Origin of the sequence: Virgibacillus subterraneus (genome assembly GCF_900110695.1) — a bacterium.
GTDB lineage: Bacteria > Bacillota > Bacilli > Bacillales > Amphibacillaceae > Lentibacillus > Lentibacillus subterraneus.
This window is the reverse complement of sequence record NZ_FOEH01000002.1, coordinates 537723-553138: the sequence shown is the minus strand read 5'-3', so window position 1 is coordinate 553138 and position 15416 is coordinate 537723. Positions and strand designations below refer to the sequence as shown.

Annotated in this window: 16 protein-coding genes and 1 other RNA gene; 6 read left to right on the top strand and 11 right to left on the bottom strand. The window is 35.5% G+C overall.

The features are described from left to right. Positions 1 to 215: 215 nt before the first annotated feature. Genes BMY13_RS09325 through BMY13_RS09315 form a run of 3 tightly spaced genes read left to right on the top strand, consistent with a single transcriptional unit; the run spans position 216 to position 2549 of the window. Positions 216 to 362, top strand: a complete 147-nt coding sequence (locus BMY13_RS09325; protein ID WP_092504112.1) for a cytochrome c oxidase subunit 2A — start codon at positions 216 to 218, stop codon at positions 360 to 362. A gap of 25 nt (positions 363 to 387) precedes the next feature. Then, complete coding sequence (locus tag BMY13_RS09320; RefSeq protein ID WP_092492748.1) at positions 388 to 891, top strand: cytochrome c oxidase subunit II; 504 nt, start codon at positions 388 to 390, stop codon at positions 889 to 891. Next, positions 891 to 2549 carry a b(o/a)3-type cytochrome-c oxidase subunit 1 gene (locus BMY13_RS09315; protein ID WP_092504110.1) on the top strand — a complete coding sequence of 553 codons (1659 nt, stop codon included), beginning with the start codon at positions 891 to 893 and terminating at the stop codon, positions 2547 to 2549. The genes BMY13_RS09320 and BMY13_RS09315 overlap by 1 nt, the downstream gene beginning before the upstream one ends. Positions 2550 to 2726: 177 nt before the next feature. Here BMY13_RS09315 and BMY13_RS09310 read toward each other — a convergent pair whose 3' ends face one another. The 7 genes from BMY13_RS09310 to BMY13_RS09280 form a co-directional block, all read right to left on the bottom strand. Then, positions 2727 to 4217 (bottom strand): carboxypeptidase M32, encoded by a 1491-nt coding sequence (locus BMY13_RS09310; RefSeq protein ID WP_425445149.1) that lies wholly within the window; start codon positions 4215 to 4217, stop codon positions 2727 to 2729. Between the two features lie 22 nt (positions 4218 to 4239). Further along, entirely contained in the window at positions 4240 to 5367 is a 1128-nt protein-coding gene (locus BMY13_RS09305) for a THUMP domain-containing class I SAM-dependent RNA methyltransferase (RefSeq protein ID WP_092492745.1), read from the bottom strand. Positions 5368 to 5586: 219 nt separating this feature from the next. After that, positions 5587 to 5969: RNase P RNA component class B (rnpB, locus tag BMY13_RS09300), an RNA gene on the bottom strand. Between the two features lie 66 nt (positions 5970 to 6035). After that, complete coding sequence (gene gpsB / locus BMY13_RS09295; RefSeq protein ID WP_092492744.1) at positions 6036 to 6338, bottom strand: cell division regulator GpsB; 303 nt, start codon at positions 6336 to 6338, stop codon at positions 6036 to 6038. A 341-nt stretch (positions 6339 to 6679) separates the two neighbouring features. After that, a complete protein-coding gene (locus tag BMY13_RS09290) occupies positions 6680 to 7081 on the bottom strand; it encodes a cytidine deaminase (protein ID WP_092492743.1) in 402 nt (133 codons plus the stop codon). 66 nt (positions 7082 to 7147) lie between these two features. Further along, positions 7148 to 7504: a DUF1798 family protein gene (locus tag BMY13_RS09285; RefSeq protein ID WP_092492742.1), complete on the bottom strand. Its 357-nt coding sequence runs from the start codon at positions 7502 to 7504 to the stop codon at positions 7148 to 7150. 73 nt (positions 7505 to 7577) lie between these two features. Continuing rightward, positions 7578 to 7838 (bottom strand): hypothetical protein, encoded by a 261-nt coding sequence (locus BMY13_RS09280; RefSeq protein WP_092504108.1) that lies wholly within the window; start codon positions 7836 to 7838, stop codon positions 7578 to 7580. A gap of 151 nt (positions 7839 to 7989) precedes the next feature. Here BMY13_RS09280 and BMY13_RS19640 point away from each other — a divergent pair, with 151 nt between their 5' ends. Beyond that, positions 7990 to 8094 (top strand): spore protein, encoded by a 105-nt coding sequence (locus BMY13_RS19640; RefSeq protein WP_217633946.1) that lies wholly within the window; start codon positions 7990 to 7992, stop codon positions 8092 to 8094. Between the two features lie 36 nt (positions 8095 to 8130). Here the strand turns inward: BMY13_RS19640 and BMY13_RS09275 are convergent, their stop codons facing one another. Beyond that, complete coding sequence (locus BMY13_RS09275; protein WP_092504106.1) at positions 8131 to 9078, bottom strand: DUF2515 family protein; 948 nt, start codon at positions 9076 to 9078, stop codon at positions 8131 to 8133. Positions 9079 to 9185: 107 nt separating this feature from the next. Between BMY13_RS09275 and recU the strand changes: the two genes are divergently transcribed. Both recU and BMY13_RS09265 read left to right on the top strand, forming a co-directional pair. After that, on the top strand, positions 9186 to 9800 hold the full coding sequence (gene recU / locus BMY13_RS09270) for a Holliday junction resolvase RecU (protein ID WP_092504104.1): 615 nt from the start codon (positions 9186 to 9188) through the stop codon (positions 9798 to 9800). 18 nt (positions 9801 to 9818) lie between these two features. Beyond that, on the top strand, positions 9819 to 12518 hold the full coding sequence (locus tag BMY13_RS09265; RefSeq protein ID WP_092504102.1) for a PBP1A family penicillin-binding protein: 2700 nt from the start codon (positions 9819 to 9821) through the stop codon (positions 12516 to 12518). A 90-nt stretch (positions 12519 to 12608) separates the two neighbouring features. Here the strand turns inward: BMY13_RS09265 and nth are convergent, their stop codons facing one another. The 3 genes from nth to asnS all read right to left on the bottom strand — a co-directional run bounded on the left by nth (position 12609) and on the right by asnS (position 15413). Beyond that, on the bottom strand, positions 12609 to 13277 hold the full coding sequence (gene nth / locus BMY13_RS09260) for an endonuclease III (RefSeq protein ID WP_092504100.1): 669 nt from the start codon (positions 13275 to 13277) through the stop codon (positions 12609 to 12611). A gap of 1 nt (position 13278) precedes the next feature. After that, positions 13279 to 13971 (bottom strand): DnaD domain-containing protein, encoded by a 693-nt coding sequence (locus tag BMY13_RS09255; protein WP_175476760.1) that lies wholly within the window; start codon positions 13969 to 13971, stop codon positions 13279 to 13281. A 149-nt stretch (positions 13972 to 14120) separates the two neighbouring features. Then, on the bottom strand, positions 14121 to 15413 hold the full coding sequence (gene asnS, locus BMY13_RS09250; RefSeq protein WP_092492736.1) for an asparagine--tRNA ligase: 1293 nt from the start codon (positions 15411 to 15413) through the stop codon (positions 14121 to 14123). Positions 15414 to 15416: the final 3 nt, after the last annotated feature.

Sequence of the window (15416 nt, the reverse complement as noted above, 5' to 3'; positions counted from 1 at the left end):
TTAGGTTTAGTTTGCTTATTTTACACAAAAATATAACAGTTTCTTCACATATTTTTCATAACCTCTATTAATATATTGCTTATAATCCCCTTAACCTCTTGGCTCGCAGCAGTTATTGAACAATTTATGAATTATCGTTTAATTCAACGGTTTTCATTTTTTATAGGTGTATCATAAAGATAGAAACATAATTTAGTTTAAAGGGAGTGAGTAATTTGACGAGTCTACATCATCAAAAGGAAGAAAAAGCTAATAAAAAAGAAAGTCCAGAATTAATAGGAACATTTATTTCGGTTATGATGCTTGGACTATTTATTTTGGCTAGTTGGTTTGGTGTATACGCTCTTTTTGTTATGAGATAAAAAGAAATATGGGGAGATGTTTTACATGCATTTACACAAATACGAAAAAATTTGGCTAATGTTTGGGGTAGGATCACTTGTGGTATTCCTTCTAGTTATAGGTATAGGAGCATTTTATAAAGGAACACATCCACAAAGCCAGATGACAACAATTGATCCACAAAATGTTGAAGCAAATGAGGCATTTAAAAAAGAAAATCTTGGTTTAACTAAAGTAGATGAAAATAAATATATTCTTAATGTTCTTGCTTCAGCATTTAATTATGATTTAGGCGTAGATGAGGAAGGGGCTCAGGTAAAATCTATCAGAGTACCCAAGGGATCAACTGTTTTGTTCCATGTAACGTCAAAGGATGTTGTTCATGGATTTGAACTTGCTGGAACAAATGTAAACATGATGGTTGAACCTGGTTATGTCAGCAGTTATGAAACAGTAATGGAAAAACCTGGTGAATATACTTTAGTTTGTAATGAATATTGCGGAACTGGACATCATTTGATGTTCGCTACTGTGGAGGTGTATGAATAATGATTAGTGAAAAATTAGGTTTATCTAAACAGGAAACGAAATTATCCATGGCATATATTTATGTAGCATTTATCTCCCTGCTTATTGGTGGTCTAATGGGATTACTCCAAACATTAGTTCGTTCCGGGACATTTACACTTCCATGGGGAATTGATTATTACCAAGTATTGACTGTTCACGGTGTTATATTAGGTCTTGTCTTAACAACATTTTTCATTATTGGATTCCAGTATGCTTTAATAAATAAAACAATTGGATTAACAGTTAAACAACGTAAGATCTCCTGGGTTGGCTTTTGGATTATGCTAGTCGGTACTATTATGTCTTCGATCACTATATTATTAGGTAAAGCAAGTGTACTTTATACTTTTTACGCTCCATTAAAAGCACATTCGGCCTTTTATATTGGGTTGGCATTAGTAATTATCGGAAGTTGGGTTGCTTGCTTTGTTAACTTCAGGCAAATGTTCTTATGGAGAAAAGATCATAAAAATGAAAAGTCACCTCTATTAGCATTTATGGTTGTTATAAATATGTTGCTATGGTTTATCGCAACTTTAGGTGTAGCATCTACAGTATTGATTCAGTTTATTCCTTGGTCACTTGGTTATGCTGACACGATAAATATTTTAGTAAGCAGAACATTATTTTGGTATTTTGGACATCCATTGGTATATTTCTGGCTACTGCCGGCATATATGGCTTGGTACGCTATAATCCCTAAAATTATTGGCGGGAAAATATTTAGCGATTCGCTAGCTCGTCTAGCCTTTGTCTTATTTTTAATGTTTTCCATTCCAGTAGGCTTTCACCATCAACTAACCGAACCTGGAATTGACCCAATGTGGAAGTTTATTCAAGTTGTATTAACATTTATGGTTATTATTCCTTCTCTGTTAACTGCATTTTCCATGTTTGCAATGTTTGAAATTACGGGACGCAAAAAAGGATTTCAAGGTATATTTGGCTGGGTAAAACATTTACCATGGAAGGATGTAAGATTCTTTGCACCGATGGTAGGTATGCTTGCGTTTATTCCCGCTGGGACTGGCGGAATTATTAACGCTTCTCACCAGTTAAATGCAGTTGTACACAACACAATTTGGGTAACAGGACACTTTCACTTAACTGTTGCAACAACTGTTATTTTAACCTTTTTTGGAATATCTTATTGGTTGATTCCGGTTTTAACTGGGAGAAAACTGACAGCTGATATCAATAAGTTAGGTATGATTCAAACAATTATATGGACAATTGGTATGACCATTATGTCGGGTTCAATGCATATTGCAGGTTTATTCGGAGCTCCCCGTCGATCAGCATATTCAACCTATGGTGGTACCGAACAAGCATCAGAGTGGATTGGTTATCAGTACTCACAGGCGATTGGCGGGTCCATTCTATTTATAGGAATTATACTGATGGTATATATAATTATTAAATTAGCGTTCTTTGCACCAAAAGGAATAGAAGAGTTTCCTATTGCAGAAGAAGAACCAGATGCAGAACCTACACCAAAATTCCTGGAAAATTGGAAACTTTGGATTGGGTTAACAATAGCATTGATTCTATTTGCATATACCATTCCGTTTATAGAAATTATTCAGCATTCACCTCCAGGCTCACCACCATTTGCTTGGCCAATTGGAAATAACTGATAATTCAACAATAGAAATACTTATTTATCATTAAAGGGGTTCTATAAAAAACGTATTTTGCTTTTCTTAGAACCCCTTATACTTTCAAGTGCAATCCTTAGTTGCATACTTATTCAGTAAGAAAGGAATGCCTTCTTATCTCCTAAAAAACAGGGGTACTTCCCTGTACTTTGCATATTAAAGATTGTATATTTTGCTGTATTTATTTGTTAGATAATTTACAAGATAATCCGGATTTAATTTTTCTTTTGTTACATCCTCAATTATTTCAAGAGGTTTCTTCATTTTGCCATACTGGTGAATGTTTTCTGTCAACCAATTGCGTATTTGATCAAATTGGTTATTTCGAATTAAGTCATCTACATTCAACTTGGTCTTCATTGTATTATGAAATTGAGCTGCATACATATAACCTAATGCATAAGAAGGGAAATAACCGAAATCCCCTCCTGACCAATGAATATCCTGTAAGACACCCTCTCTGTCAGTTGGTGGTTTTATTCCAAGGTAATCCTCCATCTTCTCGTTCCAGAGATGTGGTAGATCACTAACACTAATTTCGTCGTTAATTAATGCTTTTTCTAGTTCATAGCGAATCATAATATGAAGCGAATAGGTTAGCTCATCTGCTTCAATTCGAATTAATGATGGTTTCACTTCATTAACAGCACGGTAAAATTCACCCAATGGAAGCTGCTGGAAATGCTTTGGTGCATATGACTGAAATAACTCGTAATTACTATCCCAAAAAGCCTTATTTCGTCCGACAAAGTTTTCCCAAAACAGTGATTGTGATTCATGGATACCCATGGAAGTTCCGGTTGCTAACGGTGTATTAACTAATTTCTTGCTAATGTTTTGTTCATATAAGGCATGGCCACCTTCGTGAATCGTACCAAAAACAGCTGTCCGAAAGTCTTCTTCATCATAACGAGTGGTTATACGTACATCATTCATATTTAAAGCGATGGCAAAAGGATGTACAGTTTCATCAAGACGTCCTGAAGAAAAATCGTAACCCATTTGCTCTAAAATCTTAATAGTAAAGTCTTCCTGGTCTTTTTTAGGGAAATGGCCCACTAAAACAGTTGGATCTGGCTTATTGCTGCTTTGGTTTATTTTGTTCAATAAAGATGATAAGGATTTTCTGACTTCAGGGAATACTTTATCAAGCGTTGCAGTTGTAACGCCAGGTTCATAATTATGTAATAGAGCATCATAAATGTTATCTTCATAACCCCAATACGATGCAAACTTTTGATTATATGAGACTAACTCCTCAAGATAAGGTTGAAAAAGAGAGAAATTATCTGTCTCTCGTGCTTCCTGCCAGATGGACTCTGATTTAGACTGAAGCAATACATATTCTTTGAATTCATCATTGGGGATTTTTCGATTTCGCTCATATATTTCTTCGCATTCCTTTACAGTCTTTCTGACGATTTCATCTTGGGTACTATCTTTTAAAAGGTCAATAAAATATTTCATCTTTTCTGAAGTTTCAAGTTGGTGAACTTTTTCGGACAAAAACCCAACTACTTCTGAACGTTGCTCAACTCCATTTTTCGGGATTTTTGTACGCATATCCCATTGTGTTAGGGTAATTGCTTCACGATAAACTTCTAGTTCACTTAGTAATTCTTTGAAGTCTTTTTCAATTTGCTCTATATTATCCAAGCTTGATCCTCCTTTATTTGTTACCAAAATACTGATAATAATTTGTTTGGATGAACCCGTTAAATAATTTTCGTTTTTTTGTAGCCTTTTGTCCGTATTCCTTTTCAAAGGCATCATACGCAGTTAAAATGTATACACTCCATGATGGATGTTGTTTCATTACATTACCTAAATCCTTATATATTTTTGCTGCGTCTTTTTGATCTCCAATACGTTGCCCGTATGGTGGATTACCTATGATATACCCATTCTCTTCTCGTAAAAACAAATCCTTGGCTTGCATTTGTTTCCACGAAATTAAATCGCCTAGCCCGGCTTCCTTAGCGTTATCATTAGATATTTTGATCATCTTATGGTGAATATCTGATCCGGTGATATCCAGTTTTTGGTCATAGTTTGCCTTATCTTCGGCTTCTTGAAAGGCTTCGTCCCAGTACTGATCTTTAACGAATTCCCAATCTTCAGAAGCGAATTCACGATTAAACCCTGGAGCAATATTTTGCCCGATCAGTGCTGCTTCGATTGGTATTGTACCAGACCCACAGAATGGATCGACTAAAGGATGTTCGGGTTTCCAATTAGTTAGCATTATGAGTGCTGCAGCCATTGTTTCTTTTAAGGGTGCTTCCCCTTGCCCAACACGATATCCTCTTTTATGTAAGCCGGCCCCTGATGTATCTAATGTTAGTATTGCTTCATCCTTATAAATCGCCACTTCTACTTTGTATAATGAGCCGGATTCCGGCATTTTGGCAGCAACACCATATTTTAATTTTAAGCGTTCAGCTATTGCTTTCTTTACGATAGCTTGGCAGTCCGGAACGCTATATAATGTAGATTTTACAGATTTACCTGAAACAGGAAACTTACCATCTTCCGTAATAAATTGTTCCCATGGCAGAGCCTTCGTTGACTCAAATAATTCATCGAATGTAGATGCATTGAACACACCTACCTGCAGTTTCACACGATCCCCTGTTCGTAACCACAAGTTACAGCGAGGAATTGCAGACACTGGCGCTTGAAATACTACTTTACCGTTTTCAACTTCAACTTTATACCCGAGTTGTTTTACTTCATTTGCTACCACAGACTCAAGCCCCATAGCAGCTGTTGCGATTAATGTTACCTCTTGTGTCATACATTTAGTCCTTTCATTTCTAAGAATTAGTTATAGTTTACCATATCGTATTGAAATTACTAATTAGAAACATGGATTATCGTCAAGCATTAATTGCGAAAGTCTTAGTTGTGGTTATTGGCAGACAAGAAGTATTTATACTTTCTTAACTGCCAATAAAAAAACCTCCTAATTGTATACAATTAGGAGGTTTGTCGTTTACGTATAGACCTTTGAATACTCGGTAAGCCATGTTCTGTTCCAATGTACTCAAACGGTGGTCAACCTTGTACGTTGGTCGTAATCATCTATCTACAAGCAATAAATTACTTGTCCCTTTTTCGGTTCAATTTCCCTAATCAAGGATGCCCCTACCAATATTTGGGTTGCTCACTCGTGGGGTTTACCTCGTTCCACTCGGAATGTTTCCATTCCGACTACGTCACTGTGGCACTTTCAAGTGTATTAATCCATGTCATAAGAGTTAGGATTTTCCACTGCCATTAACCCAATTAGGTTATCCTGACTTATGATTTCGTCAGGCACGAACACTACAAACGTCTCAGCTTGTGTGAGCATGGACTTTCCTCTGCATACTAAATATACAGCGATTACGTGAGTATTCAACTTTTTTACTAACTAAATTATAACATATTCACAAGCCTACATCATTGGTAAATAAAACTAATTCAGGAATCCGCGTATTTTTTGCCAAAGACCGATTTTTCAAGATTGGATAGGCGTTTTAAGATATCATAATTTACTTGATGATTTGGAGTTGTTGCAGTTCTAGTTCTTGTTTGATCAGACTGTTTCTTTAGTCGGTCGTTTTCCTGCTTCAATTTCTCAATTTCTTGTTCATATGCTTCATAATCCTGTATGACTGTATCAAGAAACTCATCAACTTCTTCCTGATGATAGCCACGCATTGCTGTTTTGAACTCTTTTTCCAGAATTTCTTTTCCATTGAGTTGAATGCGATTAGTATTCATTTAAAGTCACCTCATACTTTTTGAATTGTTTTTCGTTCTTCTAATGTTAATAAGTAAATGTCAATTTTAATTGTATTGTTTGTCCCTTTAATTTATGCACAATTTCTTCCTTTATCATAGTATAACATTATTAGGTGAACTTGTCTTTTGGGTTATTAAAATGTTAGAAAACTTGGTATTCGATAAAGGGATTTTTTGAATGCGTACTTTGCTTTCGTAGGACCCCTTACACTTTGGAGTGCAAACTTCAATATAGATAAGCCTTAGTTGCGCTTATGCAAAGTATTTATACTTTCTTAACTGCAAAAAAATGAAGCTGAAAGTAACAGCTCCATTTTGATCTATTTTTCAGTTAAATCTTCTGGCTGAAAAGAAAAAGGCAATAGATCATCCATCGTAATGGATTTAATATCATTATGTAAGTTTGTCAAATGGACTGTCAGATTACTGTCAAAAAACTCGCTCATAACCTGCCGACATGAACCACAGGGAGGAACGGGCCGTTTGGTATCAGCAACAACTGCCATTTCTTTAAATTCACGCTCGCCATCCGCAATTGCTTTAAAGATTGCTACTCGTTCAGCGCAGCAACTTACAGGGTATGCTGCATTTTCAATATTACATCCTGTATATACTTTACCGGATTTGGTTAACAATGCAGCGCCTACAGGGAATTTTGAGTATGGAACGTATGCTTTATTCCGAATAGTAATTGCTTCTTGAATCAATTCTTTTTCACTCATAACATGTTCCCCCTTCACACTAAATGGAAGGTAATTATAATAGAAAAAGCTAATCTTGTAAAGTTTTTACATATTGTTAAGCTCTCTCAATAATTGATCTAAGACATAGAGTACTGAATGATTTAATTCCATGTATCTTTTTCTCTTTGCATCGATATAGAAGCTATGCATTAATAATAACTCCATATTTTCCCTTGTAGAGGTAACCTGCTGAGGATGGATATTAACTTTACGATCCTTAACAACTTGAAGTGTATTCTTTTCCCATTCCTCTAACAATACATATATAGGTGCTGTATATTCTTTTACCATAAGAAAAAATTGTTTATCTTTTTTATTCTCTGGTGGGTTATTTTGTTCATATCTTACTCTTAATTTATCTACATGTTCTTTAAATTGCTTTGTTTGTAATTCCAATACCATAAAACTGTCCTGCCTTTTAAATATATTTTACTAACAGATACATTTTATCATTACTAATTCAAATAAGCACATATTAGGATAATCTTTTTTTAGCTTTCGGAGCGTAATCGGACATTAGAAGGTTATCGCTTTCCGTGATTTTTTGGACAGATGAATACACGCGATTAATTTCTTTTTGCTGTTCCTTGTAATTAATGTCTATACTGTTATCAGTTCCCATCGTAATTTTTTGTTCAATGAGTCTCAATTGATCAGCTAAATCGCCGATTGAATTTCTAAATTTCCTTTTATCTATTCCATGAACCTTCTGATTCATATCCTTTATAATTGCCATTATTATAACCACCCTTTTTATAAAAGTATTAATTACTTTTTCGAGGAAAAGATAGACATCCCTTCCCCTTCGACAAAACTAGAAGAAATATGGCAAAACAAGTGTAGTTTCGCTGATAAATAGACAAACTAAATGGAAAGGAGGTGTCATTATGGTGAAAAAGAAATCCCAACAAAAAGCAGAAAATCGCCGACAAAAGAAAAGAAATCATACAGGAGATAAAAAGTTGGATGGTCCAAATCGTCCTTCAACATAATATTTAGAAAAGGGTTTGTATCATACAAATCCTTTTCTAGCTATTTCTTAAGTGATAATAGGCATAAAGTAATTCTCTTCTTTTGTAGAATGACTGGCTGACATCTGAATTCAAATCGTCCTTTGAGCTTTCCATCCATTTTTTCTTTATCCCCCCTCTTTTATACCAATCCGAACGAATAGTATCTTGATGAGTGATTACTGGATATACAGTACGTAATAAAGGTCCTTTTTCGAACTGTTTTCCAAGAAATTGTTCATAATCCCAGCGGGAACCTGTATGTTCAATTGAATGGGCATATTCAAGCAACCGATCATAAATCAATGGTTTAAACATGATTGAAGCTATACGCTTTCCTAAATCTATACGTTTTGAAAGATTTGTGAAATCATGTACGAATGTACCATATAAAACGTTTTTTCTTGTTGGTAAAATAATAGCATTCATAAATAAAAAATCTTGTAAGAGGTATGGTAGGCGTAAAAAAATATGATACTTAAAATAAGACTGTTGAATGACAGGTTTTTGAATTACATTCTGTTCATTGACTATTAAGGCAATCATAAGCCTTTCTTTATCATTATTTTTCCAATAGTTATTCCATTCTTGAACCATAAACTGTGATACATGGAGATTTGGTAATAGATGGAACATTGATCTGTTTAATTGAATCGAAAGTTTATAAACTAGCAACTGTGGGTATGCATCAGAAAAAATTAGCCAGTTTGCCCGTTCATAGGTCATAAACAATTGCTTGTTTTCGTCACCTGAAAGAATTTCTTGAAATGGGGATAAAAATAAATCTGTCATATTCCAACCAGCATTCCGGGATACCATACTTGCAATGAATGCCCATTTTATCTCTTTAAACTCCATATAAAAGTTTTGATATGCTTTTGTTCGGGAAATGTTATCGGTGTTATGCTGATTTGTCTTATTTATAATATAATAGAGATAATCATTATTTCTTAGTTTGGGATTCATAATAGCACCTCTTTCAGAAGTCTCCTTAGATAGCAAAATACACTCATAATATTCCCTTTAATGAATGCCAAATTTTTTAGTAGTTATCAACTTGTAGTATTTTTGGTATGATATTTAAATATGCAAGGGGGAAAATAATGAATTATCCAAACGGAAAAAAGAATAACGTAAAACAACAATCGTCAGATTCTAAGTATGGTTTTAGTAACCGTGGGATGACGCTGGAGGATGATATAAATGCGACTAATACCTTTTACCTTGATAGAGATAAGGCAATTATTCATAAAAAACCAACACCTGTACAAATAGTAAATGTACATTATCCCAAACGCAGTGCTGCTGTCATAACTGAAGGTTATTTTAAACAAGCATCTACAACTGATTATAATGGTATATATAAACACAAGTATATTGATTTTGAGGCCAAGGAAACAAAAAATAAAACACGATTTCCACTTGCGAACATACATGAACACCAAATAATGCATATGAAATCAATTATTGATCACGGAGGCGTTAGCTTTTTAATAATTCGCTTCGCAGTATATAATGAAACATATTATATGCCTGCTGAATCCTTCATTCCACTCTGGGATAAGCAGTTTAATGGTGGGAAAAAATCAATACCATATGAAACCATCAAAGAAGAAGGGTATGTAATTCCATTTCACTATCAAGCAAGAGTTAACTATTTAGAAGTTATAGATAAGCTTTATTTTTAGATTGGAGGAAGATGAGCTATGGCAGAAAAAGGCCAATCTCGTACAGCAAGAAGAAAACAAAAACAATCAAAAAAGAAACCATTATGGAAAAAGATATTATTAATAACCGGTATTGCAATTCTAGCTATCGGTATTGGTGTAGGTGCACTATTTACGTATTATATTGCCACGGCACCCGAAATTGATGCGTCTAAATTATCCATCCCGTTTTCATCAAAAATATATGATAAAGATGGAGAACTTTTTGCCGATTTAGGCGCAGAACAACGCACGAAAATTGAGTATAATGAAATACCCGATGTTTTAGAGGATTCAGTTATTGCGACAGAAGATTCAAGATTCTATGAACACCCAGGAATTGATATATGGCGCATCGGTGGAGCTATAATAGCTAATGTAACAAATGGATTTGGTTCTGAAGGTGCCAGTACAATTACCCAACAAGTAGTTGAGAAATCTTTTTTATCACCTGAAAAGAAAGTTAGCATTAAAGTTCAGGAACAATGGTTAGCATTAAAACTGGAACAAGAATATTCAAAAGAACAAATTTTAGAGATGTATTTAAACAAAATTTATTATGGTAATGGTGCTTATGGCGTTGCCAAAGCAGCTGAATTATATTTTGGTAAAACTGACTTAAGCAAGCTTAATTTGCCAGAAGCTGCAATATTAGCTGGATTACCGCAAAGACCATCAGCATATAACCCATACAAAAATCCTGAATTAATGAAAAAACGTATGAATACTGTTTTAAGTCTTATGGTTCAGCATGGGAAAATATCGCAGAAAGAAGCTGATAAGGCGAGTGAAGTTGATATCCCTTCGCTATTAGCTGGCGATCAGCCAGACACAACTCCATATCAAGCGTTCCTGCAAAAAGTACGCGATGAAGTTGAAGAAAAAGTGGATGGCGCAGATATTTATACAGATGGCTTGAAAATTCATACAACTATTGATACAGATGCACAAGAATATGTTGAATTTTTATTATCAGACAGTGAGGATAATCCGATTAATTATCCAGAACCTGTTACAGACCCAGCTAATCCTGATGGTGATAAGGTCAGACTGCAAGCAGGTATGACTGTCCTGGATACAAAGACTGGGGCTATCCGAGCAATCGGTGGTGCACGCGGTGGTGTAGAGAACGATGGTTTAAATTACGCAACTGGTATTAGCCGTCAGCCCGGGTCAACATTCAAACCGATAATTGACTATGGTCCAGCAATCGAAAACAAACAATGGTCAACATATCATCAAATAAATGATGATGGACCGTTTGATATAGCTGGTACAGAAGATCAAATAAATACCTGGGTTAACAACGGTCATTATTACGATTGGGTATCAATGAGGTTCGCATTAGAGCAATCATTGAATGTCCCTGCTGCTAAAACATTTGAAGAAGTTGGCCGGGGCAAAGCAAAAGAATTCGCAAAAGGTTTAGGTATTAAATTTGAAAATGACGAAATACAATTAACTGATTCCATTGGTGGCTCCTCAGGTACGAATCCTACGAAATTAGCTGGAGCGTATCGAGCATTTGCGAATGAAGGTATCTACAATGATCCTTATGCTGTCACAAAAGTAGAGTTTCCAGACACAGGAAAAACTGTTGATTTAAAGCCAGAGCCTGAACCGGCGATGTCTGATTATACTGCTTATATGATTACAGATATGTTGAAAAATGTTGTCACAGAAGGTACTGGTAAATTAGCCAATGTACCAGGATTGCATGTAGCAGGAAAAACCGGAACAACTAACCGTGATGATGTTGAAGGACCTCCAGATTCTTGGTTTAGTGGATATAGCACGAATTACACTATCTCCATTTGGACTGGTTACAATAATAATAATATTGGTATTTCAGACACAAAAATACCGCATGCATTATTTAAAAATGCGATGACAGAGTTATCAAAAGATAAGGATACACCAGACTTTACAAAACCAGATTCTGTCGTAGAAGTTGCTGTTGAAGAAGGATCTAGACCTGCTAAACTTCCGAGTGACTTCACACCAGATTCGGAAATTGTTACAGAGCTATTTGTTAAAGGCAATGAACCGACTAAAACATCTGAAAAATATGATCAACTGGATCCTGTAGAAGGTCTGAAAGCCACTTTTGATAAAGAATCCAGTACTATACAGGCTGAATGGAAGTATAATTCAGATGAGGATGTTTCATTTAAAGTGAGTGCAAGTGTTGATGGTGGAGAAATGCAAGGACTGTCTTCAACTGAAGAAACTTCAATTGAAATTTCAAATGTCGAACCTGGTTCAGAGTATGAAATACAGATTGTAGCTGTTAGTAATGAAACAGAAGCTAACTCAAGTGAACCGAAAACAACATCAGTTAAAGTTCCTGAGGAAGAGGAAGAAGAAGAGGAAAATGAAGGTGACGAAGGAGAAAATGGTGAAGGTAATATACCGCCAGTTAGTAATCTGAGTGCTTCTCGTTCCGAATCAACAATTAATGTGTCATGGAAATATGATGGCCCACCTGTGGAATATGAGGTTGTCATCACACCTAATGGTGGTGATCCACAAACTCAAACTGTTGAATCAGAGGGTATCAAAATAGATAATGCACAGCAGGATCAGTCTTACACGATAACAGTTACACCTATCGGCCAAAATGGCGCCAATCAAAAAGTAAGAGGTGAATCTAGTCAAACTACTGTTGAAGGTAGCACAAATGAAACTTCTGAAGGTTGATGGTAGTAACGACAATGTAGAACAATATACAACTAGTTAGAATAAAAGAGGCAACCTTCTTCAATGAAGGTTGCCTCTTTTATGTCCCTATTATGTTTGTTGATCAATCGCTTCAGCCTTTTTCATCCGTTTCTGCCCTTCCCTGCAAAGTTCCAGCAGCGGACATTCCGGACATTGCGGATTTCTCGCCTTACAGTGATACCTGCCAAAAAATATCATTCGATGATGTGTGTCAGCCCACTCATCTTTTGGGACCTTCTTCATTAACGTTTGTTCAACTTCCAATACCGAATCCTTCCATCGACAGATCGCCAGCCTTTTAGCAACGCGCTCTACATGTGTATCTACAGCTATCGCTGGTTCTCTAAATGCAACTGAAGCTACTACATTTGCAGTTTTTCGTCCTACTCCCGCAAGCTTCATTAATTCAGTTTTGGTTTTAGGCACTTCTCCACCATAATCATCAATCAGCATTTGACATAGCTTTCGAATATTTTTTGCCTTATTTCTATATAAACCAATTGATTTTATATCCTTCTGCAATTCTTCCAATGAGACAGCTAAATAATCTTCTGGTGTCTTATATTTCTGAAACAAAGGTTCTGTTACTTTGTTTACTAAAACATCAGTACATTGTGCAGATAATAATACAGCTATCACTAATTCAAACGGGTTAGAATGGCGTAGTTCACACTCAGCTTGTGGATACATTTCCTTCATCACATCTAAACAGAAATTCACTTGATTTTTATTTAGCATTTTAGTTGTCCTCCCCATCAAGCCAATTATAATAAAAAGATGTATCTCGTTTCTTACTAGTATCAGTTTGTTTTTGTGTTTGTACTTGGTTTTGGTGAAAGGATTTACTTGCTTCGCGAGCTTGTTCTACAGTATGAATTCCCTTCTTCTGCCAGTCACGAAGAATTCGATCGATATATTTAAAATTTAATTTGGCCATTAGTACTGACTCCCGTAATGCAGCTTTAATTAAAGCCGGTTTAAGTTCATCAGCATCCAACCAGGTATTTATCATTTCAATTTCAAACGGAGATAATGGTCTACCAAATTCCTGTTCGAATAATATAAAGATAGTGCCATCTTCTTGTGTGTTTACTTTCTCTTCTTCCTTTGTAAACAACTTTTCCCACAGTGGGTTTAAACTGTATACTTCGCTTAGTTGGTTCTGCTCATTTTTCAATTGTTCTATTGATAAAAGGTTTTTTTGGATAAGCTTTCGTAAAATATTTGCACATTCCTTTTCATCAAAAGTTAAATGTGATGTCAGATCATTAGGGGTAGGAAACTCATTCTTGTCATGCATAAAACGAAGTATTTGTAAAATAACCATGATTTCTTTTTCATCAAGACCCAATGATGTATAGTCATCAAGTAATTTTATTGGTATTTGCAGTTGATTTGTTATTATATCCTGAAATGAAATGGATTTCTTCATTATGTGTAACACCTCATTTCCCAGTATAGCATGAATTTAATTTTATCAAGATTATAAAATCCCTTGCCATCCGTCTGCAAGGGATTTTACAATTTATTAGCGTACAAAACTTAGGCTCTGTGGATAGCTAGAATAGTTTGTCAAGTTTATTAAGGATACAATCGATTTAATAATCTAGGGAATGGAATAGTCTCTCTCACATGTTCTACACCAGACAGCCAAGCAACTGTTCTTTCAAGACCTAATCCAAATCCTGAGTGTGGCACGCTACCATATTGACGTAGTTCTAGATACCATTTGTAAGCAGGACCGGTTAAATCATGTTCTTCATAACGCTGTTTCATCAATTCCAAATCATCAATACGCTGAGAACCGCCAATAATTTCTCCATAACCTTCTGGAGCAATTAAATCAGCACATAGAACAACATCCGACCGTTCTGGGTCAGGCTTCATATAAAATGCTTTTATTTCAGCTGGATAATTTGTAATGAAAACTGGTTTATCGAAACTTTCAGCGATTGCCGTCTCATGAGGCGCACCAAAATCAACACCCCATTCAACATCATCGAAACCTTTTTCCTTCAGCATCTCTACAGCATCATCATAACTGATTCTTGGGAAGGGTGCTTTAATTTTTTCAAGTTTAGATGTATCCCTTTCAAGTGTATCCAACTCAAGTTTGCAATTCATAAGTACTGATTGAACAACGAAGCTCACATACTGTTCTTGTACTTCCAAGCTTTCGTCATGATCCATGAACGCCATCTCTGGTTCAATCATCCAGAATTCAATTAAGTGTCTTCTTGTTTTAGATTTCTCTGCACGGAATGTTGGTCCAAATGAGAATACTTTTCCCAGTGCCATTGCTGCAGCTTCCAAATATAATTGACCACTTTGCGATAAGTAAGCCTCTTCATCAAAATATTGTGTATGGAACAACTCTGTAGTACCTTCTGCTGAAGCCCCCGTTAAAATTGGCGGATCAATCTTTACATATCCATTTTCATTAAAAAATTGGTATGTGGCACGTATAATTTCATTTCGTATTTTCATAACAGAATGTTGCCGTTTTGAGCGTAGCCACAAATGACGATGATCCATCAAAAATTCTGTCCCATGCTCTTTTGGAGTTATTGGATAATCAACAGCTTCTTGAATCAATTTAATGTCACTAACTTGCATCTCATACCCAAATGGGCTTCTTTTATCTTCCACAATATTACCTGTTATGTACATTGATGATTCCTGTGTCATATTCTTGGCAAGTTGAAAGATATCTTCTGCAACATCATTTTTGGCAACTACGGCTTGCATGAAACCAGTTCCATCTCTAAGTTGCAGAAAAGCAATTTTACCACTGGATCGTTTGTTTGAAAGCCATGCTCCAATAGTTACTGCTTGTCCTTCATATTTTGGTACTTGCGAAATAGTTGTTTTCAAGAA